Source organism: Enterococcus crotali (genome assembly GCF_000633635.1).
Taxonomy (GTDB): Bacteria; Bacillota; Bacilli; order Lactobacillales; family Enterococcaceae; genus Enterococcus_L; species Enterococcus_L crotali.
In genome coordinates this window covers 173,600-194,064 of sequence record NZ_AYPQ01000002.1, presented here as the reverse complement: position 1 = coordinate 194,064, position 20,465 = coordinate 173,600, and the positions used below count along the sequence as shown (strand labels likewise).

General features: G+C 39.4%; 27 protein-coding genes and 3 pseudogenes. 28 read left to right on the top strand and 2 right to left on the bottom strand.

Going from position 1 to position 20,465, the window contains the following annotated elements; genetic code table 11:
• Positions 1 to 28: 28 nt before the first annotated feature.
• Positions 29 to 421 (bottom strand): tautomerase family protein, encoded by a 393-nt coding sequence (locus V192_RS0105665; RefSeq protein ID WP_025869848.1) that lies wholly within the window; start codon positions 419 to 421, stop codon positions 29 to 31.
• Positions 422 to 445: 24 nt separating this feature from the next.
• The gene (locus V192_RS0105660; RefSeq protein WP_025869846.1) at positions 446 to 1,201 is read right to left on the bottom strand and encodes a DeoR/GlpR family DNA-binding transcription regulator; all 756 of its coding nucleotides are present in this window, start codon (positions 1,199 to 1,201) and stop codon (positions 446 to 448) included.
• A 284-nt stretch (positions 1,202 to 1,485) separates the two neighbouring features.
• Between V192_RS0105660 and iolA the strand changes: the two are divergent.
• The 28 genes and pseudogenes from iolA (at position 1,486) to rplR (ending at position 20,448) form a co-directional block, all read left to right on the top strand.
• A pseudogene (iolA, locus tag V192_RS19400) lies at positions 1,486 to 2,945 on the top strand (methylmalonate-semialdehyde dehydrogenase).
• A gap of 19 nt (positions 2,946 to 2,964) precedes the next feature.
• Entirely contained in the window at positions 2,965 to 3,783 is an 819-nt protein-coding gene (gene iolB / locus V192_RS0105650; protein WP_025869844.1) for a 5-deoxy-glucuronate isomerase, read from the top strand.
• 14 nt (positions 3,784 to 3,797) lie between these two features.
• Positions 3,798 to 4,757: a 5-dehydro-2-deoxygluconokinase gene (iolC, locus tag V192_RS0105645; protein WP_025869842.1), complete on the top strand. Its 960-nt coding sequence runs from the start codon at positions 3,798 to 3,800 to the stop codon at positions 4,755 to 4,757.
• Between the two features lie 21 nt (positions 4,758 to 4,778).
• Positions 4,779 to 6,692, top strand: coding sequence for a 3D-(3,5/4)-trihydroxycyclohexane-1,2-dione acylhydrolase (decyclizing) (gene iolD, locus V192_RS0105640; RefSeq protein WP_025869840.1), 1,914 nt, complete (start codon positions 4,779 to 4,781; stop codon positions 6,690 to 6,692).
• A 140-nt stretch (positions 6,693 to 6,832) separates the two neighbouring features.
• Positions 6,833 to 7,009 (top strand): Gfo/Idh/MocA family oxidoreductase, encoded by a 177-nt coding sequence (locus V192_RS22555; RefSeq protein WP_275574526.1) that lies wholly within the window; start codon positions 6,833 to 6,835, stop codon positions 7,007 to 7,009.
• A 26-nt stretch (positions 7,010 to 7,035) separates the two neighbouring features.
• Positions 7,036 to 7,836, top strand: a complete 801-nt coding sequence (locus V192_RS19395) for a Gfo/Idh/MocA family protein (protein WP_275574525.1) — start codon at positions 7,036 to 7,038, stop codon at positions 7,834 to 7,836.
• A 38-nt stretch (positions 7,837 to 7,874) separates the two neighbouring features.
• Positions 7,875 to 8,903 carry an inositol 2-dehydrogenase gene (gene iolG, locus V192_RS0105630; RefSeq protein ID WP_025869838.1) on the top strand — a complete coding sequence of 343 codons (1,029 nt, stop codon included), beginning with the start codon at positions 7,875 to 7,877 and terminating at the stop codon, positions 8,901 to 8,903.
• A gap of 32 nt (positions 8,904 to 8,935) precedes the next feature.
• Positions 8,936 to 9,828, top strand: a pseudogene (iolE, locus tag V192_RS19390) (myo-inosose-2 dehydratase).
• A 24-nt stretch (positions 9,829 to 9,852) separates the two neighbouring features.
• Positions 9,853 to 11,454, top strand: a complete 1,602-nt coding sequence (locus tag V192_RS0105620; RefSeq protein ID WP_082265972.1) for a solute:sodium symporter family transporter — start codon at positions 9,853 to 9,855, stop codon at positions 11,452 to 11,454.
• Positions 11,455 to 11,516: 62 nt separating this feature from the next.
• Entirely contained in the window at positions 11,517 to 11,825 is a 309-nt protein-coding gene (locus tag V192_RS0105615; RefSeq protein ID WP_025869834.1) for a PTS sugar transporter subunit IIB, read from the top strand.
• A gap of 495 nt (positions 11,826 to 12,320) precedes the next feature.
• Positions 12,321 to 12,629 carry a 30S ribosomal protein S10 gene (gene rpsJ / locus V192_RS0105610; RefSeq protein WP_002389727.1) on the top strand — a complete coding sequence of 103 codons (309 nt, stop codon included), beginning with the start codon at positions 12,321 to 12,323 and terminating at the stop codon, positions 12,627 to 12,629.
• 24 nt (positions 12,630 to 12,653) lie between these two features.
• Positions 12,654 to 13,283 (top strand): 50S ribosomal protein L3, encoded by a 630-nt coding sequence (rplC, locus tag V192_RS0105605; RefSeq protein ID WP_025869828.1) that lies wholly within the window; start codon positions 12,654 to 12,656, stop codon positions 13,281 to 13,283.
• Between the two features lie 25 nt (positions 13,284 to 13,308).
• Entirely contained in the window at positions 13,309 to 13,932 is a 624-nt protein-coding gene (rplD, locus tag V192_RS0105600) for a 50S ribosomal protein L4 (RefSeq protein ID WP_025869826.1), read from the top strand.
• Positions 13,932 to 14,222, top strand: a complete 291-nt coding sequence (rplW, locus tag V192_RS0105595; protein ID WP_010761688.1) for a 50S ribosomal protein L23 — start codon at positions 13,932 to 13,934, stop codon at positions 14,220 to 14,222. Before rplD ends, rplW begins: the two co-directional genes overlap by 1 nt.
• 38 nt (positions 14,223 to 14,260) lie before the next feature.
• Positions 14,261 to 15,091 carry a 50S ribosomal protein L2 gene (rplB, locus tag V192_RS0105590; RefSeq protein WP_025869823.1) on the top strand — a complete coding sequence of 277 codons (831 nt, stop codon included), beginning with the start codon at positions 14,261 to 14,263 and terminating at the stop codon, positions 15,089 to 15,091.
• A gap of 42 nt (positions 15,092 to 15,133) precedes the next feature.
• Positions 15,134 to 15,321: pseudogene (locus tag V192_RS0105585) on the top strand (ribosomal protein S19 family protein); the annotation flags it as partial.
• Between the two features lie 111 nt (positions 15,322 to 15,432).
• The gene (rplV, locus tag V192_RS0105580; RefSeq protein ID WP_010761685.1) at positions 15,433 to 15,780 is read left to right on the top strand and encodes a 50S ribosomal protein L22; all 348 of its coding nucleotides are present in this window, start codon (positions 15,433 to 15,435) and stop codon (positions 15,778 to 15,780) included.
• Positions 15,781 to 15,890: 110 nt separating this feature from the next.
• The gene (gene rpsC / locus V192_RS0105575; RefSeq protein ID WP_010766221.1) at positions 15,891 to 16,547 is read left to right on the top strand and encodes a 30S ribosomal protein S3; all 657 of its coding nucleotides are present in this window, start codon (positions 15,891 to 15,893) and stop codon (positions 16,545 to 16,547) included.
• 2 nt (positions 16,548 to 16,549) lie between these two features.
• Positions 16,550 to 16,984: a 50S ribosomal protein L16 gene (gene rplP, locus V192_RS0105570; RefSeq protein ID WP_002356208.1), complete on the top strand. Its 435-nt coding sequence runs from the start codon at positions 16,550 to 16,552 to the stop codon at positions 16,982 to 16,984.
• On the top strand, positions 16,974 to 17,162 hold the full coding sequence (rpmC, locus tag V192_RS0105565; RefSeq protein ID WP_010761682.1) for a 50S ribosomal protein L29: 189 nt from the start codon (positions 16,974 to 16,976) through the stop codon (positions 17,160 to 17,162). The genes rplP and rpmC overlap by 11 nt, the downstream gene beginning before the upstream one ends.
• Before the next feature lie 23 nt (positions 17,163 to 17,185).
• On the top strand, positions 17,186 to 17,452 hold the full coding sequence (gene rpsQ / locus V192_RS0105560; protein ID WP_010761681.1) for a 30S ribosomal protein S17: 267 nt from the start codon (positions 17,186 to 17,188) through the stop codon (positions 17,450 to 17,452).
• Positions 17,453 to 17,511: 59 nt separating this feature from the next.
• A complete protein-coding gene (gene rplN, locus V192_RS0105555) occupies positions 17,512 to 17,880 on the top strand; it encodes a 50S ribosomal protein L14 (protein ID WP_010761680.1) in 369 nt (122 codons plus the stop codon).
• Between the two features lie 34 nt (positions 17,881 to 17,914).
• A complete protein-coding gene (rplX, locus tag V192_RS0105550) occupies positions 17,915 to 18,223 on the top strand; it encodes a 50S ribosomal protein L24 (protein WP_010761679.1) in 309 nt (102 codons plus the stop codon).
• A 26-nt stretch (positions 18,224 to 18,249) separates the two neighbouring features.
• Positions 18,250 to 18,789, top strand: coding sequence for a 50S ribosomal protein L5 (gene rplE / locus V192_RS0105545; RefSeq protein ID WP_025869812.1), 540 nt, complete (start codon positions 18,250 to 18,252; stop codon positions 18,787 to 18,789).
• Positions 18,790 to 18,807: 18 nt separating this feature from the next.
• Positions 18,808 to 18,993, top strand: coding sequence for a type Z 30S ribosomal protein S14 (locus V192_RS0105540; protein WP_002356214.1), 186 nt, complete (start codon positions 18,808 to 18,810; stop codon positions 18,991 to 18,993).
• A 35-nt stretch (positions 18,994 to 19,028) separates the two neighbouring features.
• Positions 19,029 to 19,427 carry a 30S ribosomal protein S8 gene (rpsH, locus tag V192_RS0105535; RefSeq protein ID WP_010761677.1) on the top strand — a complete coding sequence of 133 codons (399 nt, stop codon included), beginning with the start codon at positions 19,029 to 19,031 and terminating at the stop codon, positions 19,425 to 19,427.
• 31 nt (positions 19,428 to 19,458) lie between these two features.
• Entirely contained in the window at positions 19,459 to 19,995 is a 537-nt protein-coding gene (gene rplF / locus V192_RS0105530; protein WP_025869795.1) for a 50S ribosomal protein L6, read from the top strand.
• A 96-nt stretch (positions 19,996 to 20,091) separates the two neighbouring features.
• Positions 20,092 to 20,448 carry a 50S ribosomal protein L18 gene (gene rplR / locus V192_RS0105525; RefSeq protein ID WP_010761675.1) on the top strand — a complete coding sequence of 119 codons (357 nt, stop codon included), beginning with the start codon at positions 20,092 to 20,094 and terminating at the stop codon, positions 20,446 to 20,448.
• Positions 20,449 to 20,465: the final 17 nt, after the last annotated feature.

The following is a 20,465-nucleotide window of genomic DNA, read 5'->3' as shown; positions in this document are numbered from 1 at the left end:
AAACGCTTCCCGACTAACCTCTTTAGGTTCAAAGTTCTCCTGTTAAAAATTGTGCTCTTCCAAACCCGAAACTCCAATCCGAATCATTATTGATGACAAATGAAACGAGCAAATTTTCAGGAGCAATAGTGCAAAATTCTTCTAATTGTTCAGCAAGCAAGCGATAAAATAGTTTCTTTTGTTCTGTAGGTCGTTCACGGCTGATGACAGTCAGTGAAATCATTTTTTCAGGCTCGCGTTGAAAGCCTAGACCAGTATCTTCCATAATCATTTCAAACGGTTTGTGCTGAGTGACGATTTGATATCTATCACCTGCAGGGACTTTAAAAGACTCTAAAACTACAGAATGAGCGACATCAAGAATCACCTGTATTTCTTCTTTACTGCGGCCTTCGATCATATCAAATTTTAGTAGTGGCAAATAGATCTCTCCTTTTTTATGTTGCTAATTGCTATATAGAAGCTCAATGGCATGTAAGTCACAAAAATCTACATACGTTTGTGGAAGTTCTCTTGTTGTAACGATTCCCTTGATACTTTCTAGAGGTGAATAAGTAAGCAAAGTAGAATGATCGAATTTTGAGCTATCAGCCAGTAAGTAAATGTCCTTGGCTCTTTGGACGATCATTTTTTTTATGCGGTATTCCATTAAATCTGAGTTTGTTAATCCACTTGTGATCGATACGCCGGTAGCGGCCATGAATGCTTTATTTATATTATATCTTGTTACGACTGCTTCATCTTCGATCCCGACAAAAGAACGCGTTTTTCTTTTATAGCTATTTCCAATAAGAATGAGTTGAACATTTTTCATTTCTGCGGCTAAGTTGATGATATCAAGATTGTTTGTCAATAAAGTAAAGGGAAGCTCTGGGTCGACAGTGTTCAATATTTGGCTAGTTGTTGTGCCTGAGTCGATATAAATCAAGTCATTTTCTTCGATGAGTAGAGCAGCACGTGCTCCGATGGCTTCCTTTTCCTTTTGGTTGTGAATGTTTCGATTTTCAAAAGAAACCAGATTATTCTCTACGTAGACGACACCACCATAAACCTTTTTCAACGTTCCTCTTTTTTCTAGCACATTAATATCGCGACGAATGGTGTTTTTAGAAACATTGAAAACGCGGCAAAGCTCATCAAGAGAAATACTTCCTTGTTGTTGTATGTGGTTTTCAATTTGCTGAATGCGTTGTAATTTCATATGCGTTAACCTTTCCACTTTGTGTTATTAAAGTCACTATAACATATGGCCTAAATGTAATCAACATGTAACCATTTTTCTTTACTAGTGAGCCATAAATCATCGTATGTTTTTTTGAGGAATAAGGAAGTAATCAAGAAGTGATCAAAAAAACATGATTTTTTATCAGAAATAGGTTGACTATCTAAAATTGTAATTGTACAATGTAATCAAAAGTTAACCAAACATTATCAAGATATTACCATCGTGTTGATTTTTAAATAGATAACAAGGAGGATGTATAGATGGCAGAGGTACGGAGATTAAAAAATTATATTGGAGGAAAATGGGTAGAGAGTCATACTCAGTCATATGAAAAAGTGTATAATCCAGCTACGAAAGAACTATTGTGTGAGGTTCCCTTGTCTACAAAAGGAGATTTAGAGGAGGCAGTCAAGAGTGCGGCAGAAACTTTTGAAACATGGAAGGAAGTAGCAGTACCGCGGCGTGCGAGAATTCTATTTAACTATCAACAATTATTGATTAGACATAAAGAGGAACTAGCTAAATTGATCACTCTAGAAAATGGGAAAAATCTTAGTGAAGCGTTAGGAGAAGTGCAACGCGGAATTGAAAATGTAGAATTCGCAGCAGGGACACCGACCTTGATGATGGGGGATTCTTTAGCGTCGATTGCCACAGATGTAGAGGTAGCTAATTATCGTTATCCAATTGGTGTTGTGGCAGGAATCACACCATTTAATTTTCCAATGATGGTTCCATGTTGGATGTTTCCGATGGCGATTTCTTGTGGAAATACATTTATCTTGAAACCATCAGAAAGAACACCTTTGTTAACAGAGCGATTGGTAGAATTGTTTACAGAAGCCGGTTTGCCAGCTGGAGTGTTTAATATTGTCTACGGAGCACATGACGTAGTTAATGGGATTTTAGAACACCCAGAAGTGAAAGCGATTTCCTTTGTTGGGTCAGAGCCAGTTGGAAAATATGTCTATACTCAAGGGAGCAAATATTTAAAACGAGTACAAGCACTCACTGGCGCTAAAAATCACTCAATTGTTTTAAAAGATGCAGATTTAGATGATACTGTGACCAATATTGTATCGGCAACATTTGGTTCTGCTGGCGAACGCTGTATGGCCTGTGCGGTTGTAACCGTTGAGGATGAGGTGGCAGACGAATTTATTGATAAATTACAGGAAAAATCAGCAGGAATCAAAGTAGGGAATGGGTTGGATGATGGTGTCTTCTTAGGTCCGGTTATTCGAGAAGAGAATCAAAAAAGAACCTTTGACTATATTGAAAAAGGCCTTGCAGAAGGCGCGAAGCTCATTGTAGACGGTAGAAAAAATATTCCAGACAATGGTTATTTTGTAGGAGCGACGATTTTTGATGGTGTGACGACAGATATGACGATTTGGCGAGATGAGATTTTTGCTCCGGTATTATCGATTATTCGAGTGAAAAATCTAAAAGAAGCAATTGCGACCGCAAATCAGTCTGAGTTTGCAAATGGAGCTTGTTTATTTACCAATAATGCCTCTGCAATTCGGTACTTTAGAGAACATATCGATGCAGGGATGCTTGGAATCAACTTAGGAGTACCAGCGCCGATGGCATTTTCCCATTTTCTGGGTGGAAATCTTCTTTCTATGGCACCCTTCATGCAAATGGAAAAGATAGTGTAGAATTTTATACCCGTAAAAAAGTAGTTACAGCTCGTTATCCTAAAGCGACTATCTAACTGGAAAGAAGGAATACACATGGCACATTTGAACTATAAGCCTGTTCCAAGAATGTTGAATGAAGGAACCACACTGCTTCAGTATATCCATAAAAAAAATACAGCTTTGCAATATATTGAGCTGAAGGTGCTTGAGATGACTGTCGGCAGTACCTATCGGGAAAGTTTAGGGACAAAGGAGGTCTGTATTGTTGCGTTGACAGGGCAAATAACAGTAACAGATGGAGAACAGACCTTTAATGAAATCGGGGCACGTGAAAGTGTCTTTGAAAAAATACCAACGGACAGTGTTTATATTTCTAGAGAACACTCATTTGAAATTACAGCGAATTCTAAAGCGAGTATAGTCCTTTGTTATGCCCCTTCTGAAAAAAACAATCCTACCGTATTGATCAAAGCGTCAGACAACACGATTGAACAACGCGGACAGTATCAAAACAAACGTTTAGTGCATAATATTTTACCGGATACTAGCCCGTATGCTGAGCGTTTGCTAGTTGTTGAAGTATTTACCGACGGTGGTAATTGGTCAAGCTATCCGCCGCATAAGCATGATCAAGATAATTTGCCAATGGAATCTAAATTAGAAGAAACCTATTATCATGAACTAAATCCTAGACAGGGATTTGTTTTCCAGCGGGTTTATACAGATGATCGTTTGCTTGATGAAACGATGACTGTTGAAAATGGTGATGTAGTCGTTGTGCCAAAAGGCTACCATCCAGTGGGGGTTCCAGATGGCTATGATTCTTATTATTTAAATGTAATGGCTGGACCTACGAGAAAATGGCAGTTTCATAATGATCCAGATCATGAATGGATTTTAACTAGAGAATAGAAGGAGTGGCAGAGATGACGAAGAAATTTGATATAATCGCTCTTGGTCGAGCGTGTATCGATTTAAATGCTGTTGAGTATAATCGACCGATGGAAGAGACGATGACCTTTAAAAAATATGTAGGCGGGTCTCCTGCGAATATCGCCATTGGCAGTGCCAAATTAGGTGCAAGAGTTGGGTTTATCGGGAAAATATCTGACGATCAGCATGGTCGCTTTATCGAAGCATTTATGAATGAAGCTGGAATCGATACGAGTCAGATGTTTATCGATCGAAAAGGACATAAAGCAGGACTGGCTTTTACGGAAATCAAAAGTCCAGAAGAATGCAGTATTTTAATGTATCGAGATCAAGTTGCAGATTTGTACTTGGCGCCTGAGGAAATTGAAGAAGAGTATATTAAGCAAACAGATTTGTTACTAGTTTCTGGAACAGCACTGGCGCAAAGTCCATCTAGAGAGGCAGTTTTAAGAGCAGTTTCTTATGCTAGAAAAAATCAAATAAAAGTTGCGTTTGAATTAGATTATCGGCCGTATACTTGGCAATCATCAGAAGAAGTTGCAGTGTATTATTCGATTGTTGCTGAAAATGCCGATATCGTGATCGGTACTAGAGATGAGTATGATGAGATGGAAGGACGTAAAGGTGGAAGCAATCAACGGACGATTGATTATTTATTTCAGTATCGTCCAGAATTGATTGTAATTAAACATGGGGTGGAAGGTTCGTATGCATATACAAAAGACGGCGGAATCTATCAAACAGGCTCGTATAAAACCAAAGTTCTGAAAACCTTCGGAGCGGGGGACTCTTATGCAGCCGCATTTTTATATGCATTGAACTCAGGAAAAGATATAGAGACAGCACTGAAATATGGCAGTGCCTCAGCTGCAATTGTTGTTAGTAAGCATAGCTCTTCAGAAGCAATGCCGACCGTAAGTGAAATAGAGCAATTGATTTCAGAACGATCTTGAAAAAAGTAAGGTGGGAAACTAATGGTTAAAAGAATTCGCTTGACCACAGCCCAAGCGCTGATCAAATTTTTAAATCAGCAGTACATTCATATCGATGGAAATGAGTTTCCTTTTGTTGAAGGGATATTCACCGTGTTTGGTCATGGAAATGTCTTAGGAATTGGCCAAGCACTTGAAGAAGAACCAGGGCATTTAAAAGTATTTCAAGGGAAAAATGAACAAGGGATGACCCACGCTGCAATAGCATATAGTCGGCAAAAACTACGGCAGAAAATTTTTGCAGTGACTGCTTCAGCAGGTCCGGGTTCAGCCAATATGATCACAGCTGCGGCCACCGCTTTTGCTAATAATATTCCCGTGTTGCTATTGCCGGCAGATACTTTTGCTACACGACAGCCTGATCCGGTCTTGCAACAATTAGAACACGAGACAAGTGCGGCAATAACGACAAATGATGCTTTTAAGTCTGTTTCAAAATATTGGGATCGAATTCAACGTCCAGAACAGTTGATGAGCAGCCTGCTTAGAGCATTTGAAGTGATGACAAATCCTGCAACGTGTGGACCTGCAACGATTTGCATTGCGCAAGATACAGAAGCGGAGGCTTATGATTATGATGAAGAATTTTTCAAGAAAAGAGTTCATTATGTTGATCGACAAATACCGAGTCAACGGGCATTAGAAGGGGCAGTCGAAAGAATCAAAGCAAGCAAAAAACCTGTAATAATCGTCGGGGGCGGAGCAAAATATTCAGAAGCCCGCGAGGCACTACTGCGCTTATCTTTTCAATGTGGTATCCCACTAGTTGAAACGCCTGCTGGGAAAGCAACGGTAGAGGCAGATTTTAACAATAACCTAGGAGGGACTGGTATTTTAGGAACGCTGGCCGCCAATAAAGCGGTTCGGCAAGCTGACCTAATCATCGGAGTCGGTACACGTTACACTGATTTTACGACCTCTTCTAAAACGGCCTTTGACTATGAGCAAACAAAATTTTTGAATATCAATGTTAATCGAATGCAGGCATATAAATTTGATGCTTTCCAGCTTATTGGTGATGCGAAAGAGACTTTGACACTGCTGACTCCGATGCTTATCGGGTATCAAACAACACTTGGTGACACGATCCAGCACTTGAAAACGGAATGGTCAGCCGAACGAAAACGTCTGCGTGAGACGACATTTTCAAGAACTAATTTTTCACCAGAGATCAAAGGTCAGTTTACACAAGATATCTTAAATGAATATGCGGATACGTTAGATACAAACTTTACTCAAACAAGTGCCTTTCTTACGATCAATGACACCGTTGAAAAAGACAGTATCGCTATTGCAGCGGCAGGCTCGTTACCTGGAGATATGCAACGATTGTGGAATTCAGTTGTTCCGAATACGTATCATTTAGAATACGGATACTCCTGTATGGGGTATGAAATCGGCGGTGCTTTAGGAGTGAAATTAGCCAGCCCGTCACAAGAAGTTTACACTATGGTTGGAGATGGCAGCTTTTTGATGCTTCACTCAGAGTTGGTGACGGCTTTGCAATATCATCAAAAAATCAATATCTTGCTATTCGATAATTCAGGGTTTGGTTGTATCAATAATTTACAAATGGCTAATGGCAGCGATAGTTACAAATGCGAATTCAGAGACTACAATGATCAAATCATGTCAATTGATTATGCCAAAGTTGCAGAAGGCTATGGTGCTAAAGTCTACCGTGCAAATACTAAAGAAACACTTATAGCTGCATTGGAAGACGCGAAAAAACAAGACAAGTCAACATTGATTGACATCAAAGTTTTGCCAAAAACGATGTCAGATGGCTATGATAGCTGGTGGCATGTAGGGGTAGCAGAGGTTTCGAAAAGTTTGGCCGTTCACACGGCTTACGAACGTAGCCAAGAGATATTGAAAACGGCCAAAGAATATTAATAATCTAAAAAGTGATGTTTAGCTGCTTTTTTTGAAAAGAGCAGATAAACAGTTGAATGAAATTGAAAGCGAATACATTTTCGGGTGTAACAAAACTTGTTCGACAGGTTTGCGAAAAAATAGAAAATGGAGGGAACACAATGGATTTAAAAGTAGGGGTCATCGGAACAGGCGCAATTGGAATCGAACATATCAGACGGATCAATGAAAAAGTACAAGGAGCTTATGTTACAGCGGTTTCGGATATAAATGTGGCGCAGGCGCAACGTTTGGCCAATCAAATTGATGCTGTTTTTTTGAAACAGGAGAAGAATTAATTGCTTCTACAAGTGTTGATATTGTAGTGGTAACCTCTTGGGATCCAACGCATGAAAAATATGTATTGGAAGCAATCAAGCACCGCAAATACGTTTTCTGTGAAAAACCTTTAGCGACAGACAGCGCTGGATGCAAACGAATTGTAGAGGCCGAAATGGCTGCAGGGAAGAAATTAGTTCAAGTTGGTTTTATGAGAAGATATGATCGCGGCTATATTGAGCTGAAACAGGCCATCGAAACGAAAGAGTTCGGTGAACCATTGATGTTGCATTGTGCCCATAGAAATCCGACAGCAGACGAAAATTATCATACCCCGATGGCAATCATCAACACAGGAATCCACGAAATTGATGCATTACGCTGGTTACTTCAGGAAGATTATGTTTCTGCTCAAATGATCATGCCAAAGCAAACGAGTTTTACTCATGAAAAATTACATGACCCGCAAATGCTGATTTTAGAAACAACATCCGGCATTCATATTGATTTAGAAATCTTTGTCAATTGTCAATTTGGCTACGATATCAAGTGTGAGGTTGTTTGCGAAACTGGTGAAATCGGGTTAGAAGATCCAGCGTATACCCATGTGAAGTCAAAAGGCAAAAACTATACCAAAATCGCGCCAGATTGGCAAACTCGCTTTATCGAAGCGTATGATTATGAATTTGAATTGTGGATTCGTTCGATTCAAGCTGGCGATTTAACTGGACCGACTGCTTGGGACGGTTATGTTGCTGCAGTTACAATGGATGCTTGTGGACAAGCCAGAGATACAGGGGAGCGAGCGCTGATTCAACTGCCTGATTGTCCAACGCTATATAAATAAGAAAGAAATGTCATAACTAAATTACTGGGAGGCTGAAAATGGAGAAAATCAAAGTAGGAATCGTTGGATTAGGTCGATTAGGGAAAGTTCATGCAAAAAACTTAGCTGAAAATGTACAAGGATGTCAACTAGTCGCTGCCTGTAGTTTTGTTCAAGAAGAACTAGATTATGCAGTAACAGAGTTAGGTGTGAAACAAACCTATAAAAAATACGAAGAAATGGTAAAAAGTCCGTCAATTGATGCAGTCTTTATTGTTTCGCCTTCTGGTTTTCATTGTGAACAGATTCGCTTAGCGATGGAAAATGGAAAACATGTTTTTAGTGAAAAACCAATCGGATTGGATTTAGCTGAAATAAAAGAAACGCAGCGAGTGATTCAAAATCATCCGAATCAAGTCTTCATGCTGGGATTTATGCGACGGTATGATGACTCCTACCAATACGCCAAACAATTAGTAGATTCTGGGACATTAGGTGAGTTGACGCTAATGCGTTGTTACAGCATCGACCCTAGTTCTGCCATGGAAAGTTTTGTCAAATTTGCTGGTGCCAGTGACAGTGGGGGAATATTCATGGATATGTCGATCCATGATATCGATTTAGTTCGTTGGTTTATGAAAAAAGAAGTTAATAGAGTTTGGGCAATTGGGAAAAATGCTGCCTATCCTGAATTAGATGAAGTAGGAGAGTTAGAGACTGGAGCCGCGATGATGCAGTTGGAAAATCAAGCCATGGCAATTTTAGTCGCAGGTAGGAATTGTCACCATGGCTATCATGTGGAAACAGAATTGATTGGAACGAAAGGGATGTTACGTGTGGCAGCGGCACCAGAGAAAAATCTAGTGACAGTAATGAATGAACAAGGTGTTGTCCGGGCGTGCTCACAGGATTTTCCAGAAAGATTTCGTGAAGCATTTATTAATGAAGCGAAAGAATTTATTGCTTGTATCAAGGAAAAACGTCAGCCAGAAGTGTCAGCTTATGACGGTCTTCAATCAACTAAGATTGCTTTAGCTTGTAAAAAATCATTTGAGACAAATGAATTGATTGACATTGAAAATAAATAAGTAACATTCCTTAGAAAGGGGAGAAAATTTAAATGAGTGAATCGAAAATCCGTTTTGGTATTGCGCCGATTGCCTGGACTAATGATGATATGCCAGAACTTGGCAAGGAGAATACGTTTGAACAGTGTATTAGTGAAATGGCTTTAGCAGGCTTTGTCGGTACAGAAATCGGTAATAAGTATCCTAAAGACCCCAATGTGTTGCGTCCGTACCTTGATATTCGTGGATTATCAGTGGCGAGTGCTTGGTTTAGCGCATTTCTAACAACTGAACCATATGAGAAAACAGAGCAAGACTTTATTGAACATATGAATTTTCTGCATGCTATGGGGGCAAAGGTGATTGTCGTTTCGGAACAAGGACACAGCATTCAAGGCAGATGGACATACCCATTTTTAAAGAAAAACCTGTATTCACAACACAAGAATGGCAAGATTTAGCTTCTGGCTTAGAACGTTTAGGTGAATTAGCAAATGCTAAAGGGATGACGATCGTTTATCATCATCATATGGGGACTGGGGTGCAGACAACAGAAGAAATCGATCAGCTAATGAAAATGACAGATCCAGAAAAAGTCTCTTTGTTATTTGATACCGGACACTTAGTTTTTTCAGGTGAAGATCCGATTTCTATTTATCAAACATATCAAGAACGAATCAAACACATCCATTTTAAAGACATTCGAAAAGAAGTAGCTGCACAAGTGAAGTCTACGGAACAAAGTTTTTTAAATGCAGTTAAAGCAGGTGTATTTACTGTTCCGGGTGACGGAATGATCGATTTCAAGCCGATTTGGGAAGCAATCAAAAACAGTGGGTATGAAGGGTGGATCGTCGTTGAGGCAGAACAAGATCCAGCAAAAGCGAATCCTTTTGAATATGCGGTGAAGGCGAGAAAATATATTCGTGAAATCACAAATAACTAAAAGCCGAAAAAGGAGCGGAAGCATATGAATATATTTTCTCTTGTCAGTTTTGTCGTAATTGTTGCATGTGTCTGGTTGTTTGCTTATCGGCGTGCAAAAGGAGTGGATACTTCAGGTTCAGAAGGCTTCTTTATGGGGGGGAGAAGCTTGACCGCCTTGCCGATCGCAGGTTCGATCATCATGACAAACTTATCAACTGAACAAATCGTTGGTCAAAATGGTCAGAGTTATCATGCAGGTATGGAAGTGATGGCTTGGGAAGTGACGGCTGCGATTGCGATTGTTGCTTTAGCCGTTATTTTTTTACCGAAGTATTTTAAATACGGGATCAATACCGTCTCAGATTTTATTGAAATTCGTTATGATACAGTGACTAAAAGAGTGATTTCGATTTTGTTTATTGTGACATACATGATTTCTTTTTTGCCAGTTGTTTTATATTCAGGTTCATTAGTTTTTAATAAAATTTTCCATATTGATGAACTATTAGGTGTTCGACCGATCGTAGCTATTATTTTAGTTGCCGTAATCATTGGTATTGTAGGCATTCTCTATCTATTGATCGGTGGGTTATCATTGAGTGCCAATAGTGATACTGTTTATGGCGTCGGCTTGCTGATTTGCGGCTTATTGATTCCGATCTTAGGTGTCATGAAGTTAGGCGATGGTCATTTTATTGGCGGGATCGATTACATCGTTGATCATACCCCGTGGCTACTGAATTCTGTCGGAGCAATCGATTCAGCGATTGTACCGTGGCCGACACTGATTACAGGGATGCTATTTAATAATTTATATTTCTGGTGTACCAATCAGATGATCGTACAAAAAGCTTTATCTGGAAAAAATCTAGCAGAAGCGCAAAAAGGCACGTTTATTGTTGGACTTTTTAAAGTTTTTGGCGCGCTATTCTTAGTATTTCCAGGAATTGTAGCCCGGAATATCTTTGGTGATGCACTGATGAGTAATCCCGATAATGCCTATCCATATCTTGTAACTGAAGTATTGCCACAAGCGTTGTTTGGTGTTTTTGCGGCAGTGATCTTTGGCGCAATTTTATCTTCATTTGCTGGTGCTTTAAATGCAACGGCTACGCTGTTCTCGCTTGATTTTTACAAACCAGTGATCAATAAACAAGCAGACGATAAGCAAATCGCACGCGCTGGAAAAATCGTAACTGTCATAGTTGGCGTGATCTCGGTCGTTGTTGCACCATTTATTTCCTTTGCTCCAGCAGGATTGTATCAATTCGTTCAAGAATTTAACGGTTTATACAATATGCCGCTGTTAGTAATTATCCTTTTTGCTTTTTATTCAAAAACGGCAACCGCTGTGGCAGCTAAGTCTACAATTGCTATTCATATTGTTTTGTATGCGTTATCAAAAGTGTTCCTTAAGGATATTCATTTCTTATATGTGTTGAGTATTCTATTCTTCTTAGACGTAGTGATCATGTTAGCCATCTCCAAATTGAAACCGGACGGAAAGTTTGTGTTAGATTCTTTCGATACGAAAGTTGATATTAAACCTTGGCGATACACGAAAGTTGTTTCTATTGTGTTAGTGTTGATTGTCATATTAACATATGTCGCTTTTTCTCCGATAGGCTTTGCAAGTTTACAATAAGTCTAGCCGCATCTACTGAGATTACTTGAAGTGGCACTGAAATTAAGGTCAGGAGGTTTGCTATGGAAAAAAATATATTAATCATTTGTGAAGCGGGGATCAGTGCATCTTTGTTGGTATCAAAAATACTTGAGACGCTTAGAGAGAGACGTTTGGATTATGCGGTTGATTATGCCCCAATAAGTCGTGTGCAAGAAAAACTTGAGTTTAAAAACTATGATGTCTTGCTTCTAACACCACAAGTTGTACGACATGAAGAAAAAATCCGTAAAATTATTGAACAACAAAAATGCACGTCGAAAATTGTCTTCATAAAACCAGAGGATTTCCAGTACATGAATGTTGAGCAGATCATTAGTGATATGCAGTAGAGTTCATTTGTTCATTTTTAAAAGGCGAGCTTGAGTGGCACGCTGAGAAATATAAAGTAGCTGGCGTAGTGTTCGCTATCTATTCAAATTTTCCGAAACTGGAACGTAACCCAAAAAGGTACGTTCCGGTCTTTTTTTGTTTGTAAGTGTAAAGTTTAACTCAATCAAAAAAGTGAATAAAAATATTTTCCTTCTATTATAAAGAGTAAATCGCTTGTTGGAGGAATCAATAAAAGAGAATTTACACTTTAAGAAAATGGTTACAGTAAAAAAGTCGTTTTTTCTGAAAAAACCTTGCTATTGCTATGTTTCTGTAATATAATTACAAAGGTGCTATTTACAGAAGTGTAAAAGCATTGGTAAATCAAGGTTTTGATCTACCGGCTAAGAAACGAGAGGTTGCGACACGCCCGGACGCTTTGCCACGAACGAGCGTGACGGAAAAATTTTCGTGGAGCTATGTCTACTTTCAAAATAGGCGAAGGAGGGAACAAGATGGCAAAACAAAAAATTCGTATCCGTTTAAAAGCGTATGAACACCGTATTTTAGATCAATCAGCGGATAAAATTGTGGAAACAGCAAAAAGAACTGGAGCTGACGTGTCAGGACCAATTCCATTACCAACAGAACGCTCGCTTTACACAGTTATTCGTGCGACTCATAAATACAAAGATTCACGCGAACAATTCGAAATGCGTACGCACAAACGTCTAATCGACATTGTGAACCCAACACCAAAAACAGTTGATGCTTTAATGAAGCTTGACTTACCATCTGGTGTGAATATTGAAATCAAACTATAAAATCAAGATGATGGAGGTGTACTCATGACCAAAGGAATCTTAGGAAAAAAAGTGGGAATGACACAAATCTTTACTGAGTCTGGTGAATTAATTCCAGTAACAGTAGTTGAAGCTACGCCAAACGTAGTTTTACAAGTAAAAACTGTTGAGACTGACGGATACGAAGCTATCCAAATCGGTTACCAAGACAAACGTGAAGTTTTATCGAACAAACCTGCGAAAGGTCATGTTGCAAAAGCAAACACGGCTCCTAAGCGCTTCATTAAGGAATTCAAAAATGTTGAGCTAGGAGAATATGAAGTAGGTACAGAAATTAAGGTAGATGTTTTCCAAGCAGGAGACATTATTGATGTTACAGGAACTTCGAAAGGTAAAGGATTCCAAGGCGTTATCAAACGTCACGGACAAAGCCGCGGACCAATGAGTCACGGTTCACGTTACCACCGTCGTCCTGGGTCAATGGGTCCAGTTGCACCTAACCGTGTATTTAAAAATAAAAAACTTGCTGGCCGTATGGGTGGCAACCGCGTAACAATTCAAAACCTTGAAATTGTTAAAGTGGACGCTGAAAGAAATGTAATCATGATCAAAGGTAACATTCCTGGAGCGAAAAAATCATTAATCACAATCAAATCAGCTGTGAAAGCTAAATAAGCGTAGGGAAAGGAGGAACTAAGGAATGCCGAATGTAGCATTATTTAAACAAGATGGAACTCAAAATGGTGAAATCACTTTAAACGAAGAGATTTTCGGAATCGAACCAAATGAATCAGTTGTCTACGATGCAATCATCATGCAACGTGCTTCATTAAGACAAGGTACACACTCAGTAAAACACCGCGGAGAAGTTCGTGGCGGCGGCCGTAAACCATGGCGTCAAAAAGGAACTGGTCGTGCTCGTCAAGGTTCAATTCGTTCACCACAATGGCGTGGAGGTGGCGTAGTCTTCGGACCAACACCGCGTTCTTACAGCTACAAACTTCCTAAAAAAGTTCGTCGTTTAGCAATGAAATCTGTATTGTCAGATAAAGTTGCTGAAAACAACTTGGTAGCAGTTGAAGCTTTAGGCTTTGATGCACCAAAAACAAAAGAATTCAAACAAGTTTTAACTAACTTATCTATTGATGCGAAAGTATTAGTTGTTTTAGAAACAGGAAATGATTTTGCAGCATTGTCTGCACGTAATCTACCAAACGTTTCTGTAGTAACTTCTGATAACGTAAGTGTTTTAGATATCGTTTCTAATACTAAAGTATTGGCAACACAAACTGCTCTTACTCAAATTGAGGAGGTGCTTGCATAATGAACTTACTAGACGTAATCAAACGCCCAGTGATCACTGAAAAATCCATGCTTGCTATGGATGAAAAGAAATACACTTTCGAAGTGGACACTCGTGCAAATAAAACTTTAGTAAAACAAGCTGTTGTAGCAGCATTTGATGTTAAAGTTAAAAACGTAAACATCATTAACGTGCGCCCTAAATTTAAACGTATGGGCAAACACGCTGGTTACACAAAAAAACGTCGCAAAGCTGTTGTGACATTAACAGATGATTCAAAAGAAATTCAAATTTTCGATGCTGCTGAATAAGCAGTCCATGTTAACTATTAAATGGGAGGGAAAAAGACGTGGCGATTAAAAAGTATAAACCTACCACAAATGGCCGTCGTAATATGACAGCATCTGATTTTGCTGAAATCACGACATCAACACCTGAAAAATCGTTGTTGGCGCCATTAAAAAACCATGCCGGTCGTAACAACAACGGTCGTATTACAGTTCGTCATCAAGGTGGCGGTCACAAACGCCAATACCGTATGATCGACTTCAAACGTAATAAAGATAACGTTGTAGCGGTTGTCAAAACTATCGAGTATGATCCAAACCGTTCTGCTAACATCGCGTTAGTACATTACGAAGATGGAATCAAAGCATACATTCTAGCACCAAAAGGATTGGAAGTAGGCATGCGCCTTGTTTCCGGTACTGATGCAGATATTAAAGTAGGGAACGCATTACCATTGGAAAATATTCCAGTAGGTACTGTTGTCCACAACATTGAAATGAAACCTGGTAAAGGCGGTCAATTGATCCGTTCTGCTGGAACAAGTGCTCAGGTACTTGGTAAAGAAGGCAAATACGTATTGATCCGTTTGAACTCTGGTGAAGTTCGTATGATCTTAGCAACTTGCCGTGCAACTATCGGTTCTGTTGGTAACGAACAACACGAATTAATCAACATTGGTAAAGCTGGCCGCTCTCGTTGGATGCGTAAACGCCCAACAGTTCGTGGTAGCGTAATGAACCCGAACGATCACCCACACGGTGGTGGTGAAGGTAAACAACCGATCGGACGTAAAGCTCCAGTATCACCTTGGGGTCAACCAGCTATCGGCTTGAAAACTCGTAACAAAAGAGCTAAATCCGACAAATTTATCGTTCGTCGTCGTACTAAATAATTTTTTTGACCATGTGTCGTACATTTTGAGAGGAGGTTCACCATGGGTCGTAGTTTGAAAAAAGGACCTTTCGCTGATGAGCATTTAATGAAAAAAGTAGAAGCTCAACAAGGTGCCGAAAAGAAGAAAGTAATTAAAACTTGGTCTCGCCGTTCTACAATTTTTCAACATTTGTTGGATTTACAATTGCCGTATATGATGGACGTAAACACGTTCCTGTATACATCCAAGAAGACATGGTAGGACATAAATTAGGTGAATTTGCACCAACTAGAACTTATCGTGGCCACGGAGCCGACGATAAGAAAACTAGACGTTAATTTTGAGGGGAGGAAATGCAAATGTCAGAACAAATTACATCAGCTAAGGCAACTGCTAAAACAGTTCGCACTTCACCTCGTAAAGCCCGTTTAGTAATCGATCTTATCAGAGGTAAAAGCGTTGCGGATGCAATTTCTATCTTGAAATTCATGCCAAACAAATCTGCTGGAATCATTGAAAAAGTTTTAATGTCAGCAGTTGCTAACGCAGAAAATAACTTTGACTTAGACGTTGAAAACTTAGTAGTATCTGAAGCATTTGTCAACGAAGGACCAACAATGAAACGCTTCCGTCCTCGTGCAAAAGGTTCAGCATCACCAATTAACAAACGTACAAGTCATCTTACAGTAGTCGTATCAGAAAAATAATCTGTTTTAAACAGATGTCACTTGATAAGAGGAGGTCCATTATTCTTAATGCATCAGCATTTTGAAATAGTGGCAACCGAACCTTAAAAGATTAAGAGGAGGGACAATCAGTGGGTCAAAAAGTACATCCAATAGGAATGCGTGTAGGCATCATCCGCGACTGGGATGCAAAATGGTATGCTGAAAAAGAGTATGCTGAGTTCTTACACGAAGATTTAAGAATCCGTAAATTTATCGCGACAAAACTTGCTGATGCCGCTGTGTCTACAATTGAGATCGAGCGCGCTGCAAATCGTGTAAACATTTCAATCCACACAGCTAAACCAGGTATGGTTATTGGTAAAGGCGGATCTGAAGTCGAAAACCTAAGAAAATCATTAAATTCATTAACTGGTAAAAGAGTTCATATCAACATCATTGAAATCAAAAAACCAGATTTAGATGCAAAATTAGTAGGCGAAGGAATCGCACGTCAATTAGAAAACCGTGTTGCTTTCCGTCGTGCTCAAAAACAAGCGATCCAACGCACTATGCGTTCAGGCGCTAAAGGTATCAAAACACAAGTATCAGGTCGTTTAAACGGTGCTGATATCGCTCGTTCAGAAGGTTACTCTGAAGGTACAGTTCCACTTCACACTTTGCGTGCTGATATTGATTACGCATGGGAAGAAGCAGACACAACTTACGGAAAATTAGGAGTTAAAGTGTGGATTTACCGTGGAGAAATTCTTCCAACGAAAAAAAACACTGAGAAAGGAGGGAAATAATCATGTTAGTACCTAAACGTGTGAAACACCGTCGTGAATTTAGAGGTAAAATGCGTGGTGAAGCCAAAGGCGGAAAAGAAGTAGCATTTGGTGAATGGGGTTTACAAGCAACTGAATCTCACTGGATTACTAACCGTCAAATCGAAGCTGCCCGTATTGCTATGACTCGTTATATGAAACGTGGCGGGAAAGTATGGATTAAAATTTTCCCTCATAAATCATATACAAGTAAAGCTATCGGTGTTCGTATGGGTAAAGGTAAAGGCGCACCTGAAGGCTGGGTATCACCAGTTAAACGTGGTAAGATCATGTTTGAAATCGCAGGCGTACCTGAAGAAGTAGCTCGTGAAGCACTTCGTCTTGCATCCCACAAATTACCGGTGAAAACCAAAATTGTAAAACGTGAGGAAATGGGTGGTGAATCGAATGAAGGTTAAAGAAATCAGAGAATTAACCACTGCCGAAATGCTTGAAAAAGAAAAGCAATTCAAAGAAGAATTATTTAATCTTAGATTCCAACTAGCAACAGGTCAATTAGAAAACACTGCACGTATTCAAGAAGTACGTCAATCGATTGCACGCATCAAAACAGTATTGCGTGAACAAGCTAACTAATAGTGGAAGGAGGCCAAACGCGTATGACTGAAGAAAGAAATCAACGCAAAGTTTACCAAGGTCGTGTTGTTTCAGACAAAATGGATAAAACTATCACTGTTGTCGTAGAAACAAAGAAAAACCATCCTATTTATGGTAAACGTATGAAATATTCTAAGAAATACAAAGCTCATGATGAAAACAACACTGCAAAAGTTGGAGACATCGTAAGAATCATGGAAACTCGTCCATTATCAGCTACAAAACGTTTCCGTTTACTAGAGGTAGTCGAAGAAGCAGTTATTATCTAATAAAAACGAGATTTTCCTATATAGATTGAAACATAAAATCTGAAAGGGGGATACACATCGTGATCCAACAAGAAAGCCGATTAAAAGTCGCAGATAACTCAGGTGCTCGTGAAATCTTAACGATTAAAGTACTAGGTGGTTCTGGACGTAAAACTGCTAATATTGGTGACGTGATTGTTGCTACGGTTAAACATGCAACGCCAGGTGGGGTTGTCAAAAAAGGTGAAGTCGTAAAAGCCGTTATCGTTCGTACTAAATCAGGAGCTCGTCGTACTGACGGTTCATACATCAAATTTGATGAAAATGCTGCTGTAATTATTCGTGATGATAAGAGCCCGCGTGGAACTCGTATCTTCGGTCCTGTTGCACGTGAATTACGTGAAAACAACTTCATGAAGATCGTTTCTCTAGCACCAGAAGTATTATAATCAGGACACGTATCAAAGGAGGTGCGAAACAGTAATGTTTGTTAAAAAAGGCGATAAAGTGAAAATTATCACTGGTAAAGACAAAAATAAAGAAGGCGTTGTATTAGCAGCGTTTCCTAAAAAAGACAAAGTCATCGTTGAAGGTGTTAACATCATGAAAAAACACCAAAAACCAAATCAAGCAGCGCCGCAAGGCGGAATCCTAGAAGTCGAAGCGCCGATTCATGTTTCTAATGTAATGGTGATTGACGGAACAGGTGTAGCTGGTCGTGTAGGTTACAAAGAAGTCGATGGTAAAAAAGTCCGTGTTTCTAAAAAAACCGGTGAAGTCTTAGATAAATAGATTAAAAGGAAGGAGGGGCTTACTAAATGAACCGCCTGAAAGAAAAATATATTAAAGAAATTACTCCAGCATTAGTGGAAAAATTTAATTATAGTTCAGTTATGCAAACACCAAAAGTTGATAAGATCGTTATTAACATGGGTGTGGGTGACGCTGTTTCAAACGCAAAAAATTTAGATAAAGCAGTTGAAGAATTAGCCTTGATCACTGGACAAAAACCATTGATCACGAAAGCTAAGAAATCAATCGCTGGTTTCCGTTTACGTGAAGGAATGCCGATCGGTGCGAAAGTTACTTTACGCGGAGAAAGAATGTACGAATTTTTAGATAAATTAGTATCAGTTTCTCTACCTCGTGTACGTGACTTCCACGGAGTAAGCAAAAAAGCTTTTGACGGACGTGGTAACTATACTTTAGGTGTTAAAGAACAATTAATCTTCCCAGAAGTTGATTATGATTTAGTAGATAAAGTACGCGGTATGGACATCGTTATTGTAACTACAGCAAACACAGATGAAGAATCTCGTGAATTGTTGGCACAATTAGGTATGCCATTCCAAAAATAATAAAAGGAGGCGAACTACGTGGCTAAAAAATCAATGATTGCTAAAAACAAACGCCCTGCAAAACATTCAACACAAGCGTATACACGTTGTGAACGTTGCGGACGTCCACATTCAGTTTATCGTAAATTTCATCTTTGCCGTATTTGCTTCCGCGAACTTGCCTATAAAGGTCAAATTCCCGGCGTGAAGAAAGCTAGCTGGTAAACAAGTAAACTCGCATAAAGGAGGTAAATAGTTCAATGGTCATGACAGATCCAATTGCAGATTTTCTAACGCGCATTCGTAATGCAAACATGGTTAAACATGAAAGCTTAGAAGTGCCTGCGTCAAAAATCAAACGTGATATCGCTGAAATCTTGAAACGTGAAGGTTTTGTACGCGATGTAGAATATATCGAAGATGACAAACAAGGCGTGATTCGTGTTTTCCTTAAATACGGTAAAAACGAAGAACGTGTTATCACAAACTTAAAACGTATCTCTAAACCAGGTCTACGTGCTTATGTCAAATCTGACGAAGTGCCTAAAGTATTGAATGGTCTAGGAATCGCGATTATCTCTACTTCTGAAGGTGTTGTAACCGATAAAGAAGCAAGAGCTAAAAACATCGGCGGCGAAGTAATCGCCTACGTATGGTAATTTAAAAAAACACACAAGGAGGTGTCTCTAAGTGAGCCGTATTGGTAATAAAATCGTTGTACTTCCTGCAGGCGTTGAAGTCAAACAAGAAGGAAACAACATTACTGTAAAAGGACCTAAAGGTGAATTAACACGTGAATTTTCTGCTGATATCACAATGAATATCGAAGGAAACGAAGTAACATTCACTCGTCCAAATGATAGCAAAGACATGAAAACAATCCACGGAACAACTCGTGCGAACTTCAACAACATGGTTGTTGGTGTAAGTACAGGCTTTGAAAAAGGTCTTGAACTTATCGGGGTTGGGTACCGTGCTCAAATGCAAGGGACTACATTAGTTCTTAACGTTGGGTATTCTCATCCAGTAGAAATCACACCACCAGCTGGTGTAACTGTAGAAGTACCTTCGAATACACAAGTCGTTGTAAAAGGCGCTAACAAAGAACATGTTGGTGAATTAGCAGCAAATATTCGTGGTACTCGTCCTCCAGAACCTTATAAAGGCAAAGGAATCCGTTATGTTGGCGAATTCGTACGTCGTAAAGAAGGTAAAACTGGTAAATAATAGCAGCTTGAGAGTTATTTTTCAACATTGTTTGAAAAATAACGATCCGTTGTCTATCGCAGCTTAATAGCTAGCAAATACAAAGAGGTGACAATTGTGATTACAAAACCAGACAAAAACAAAACACGTCAAAAGAGACATCGTCGTGTACGTAACAAAATCTCTGGTACTGCTGAGTGCCCACGCTTGAACGTATTCCGTTCTAACAAAAACATCTACGCTCAAATCATTGATGACGTAGCGGGTGTAACGCTAGCAAGTGCCTCTGCCTTAGATAAAGAAATTTCAGGTGGAAACAAAACAGAAACAGCCGCAGCTGTTGGTAAATTAATCGCTGAACGTGCCGCTGAAAAAGGCGTTAAAGTAGTAGTCTTTGACCGTGGTGGATACCTTTACCATGGCCGCGTGCAAGCTTTAGCTGAAGCAGCGCGTGAAAATGGACTAGAATTTTAGGAGAAGGAGGAACACCA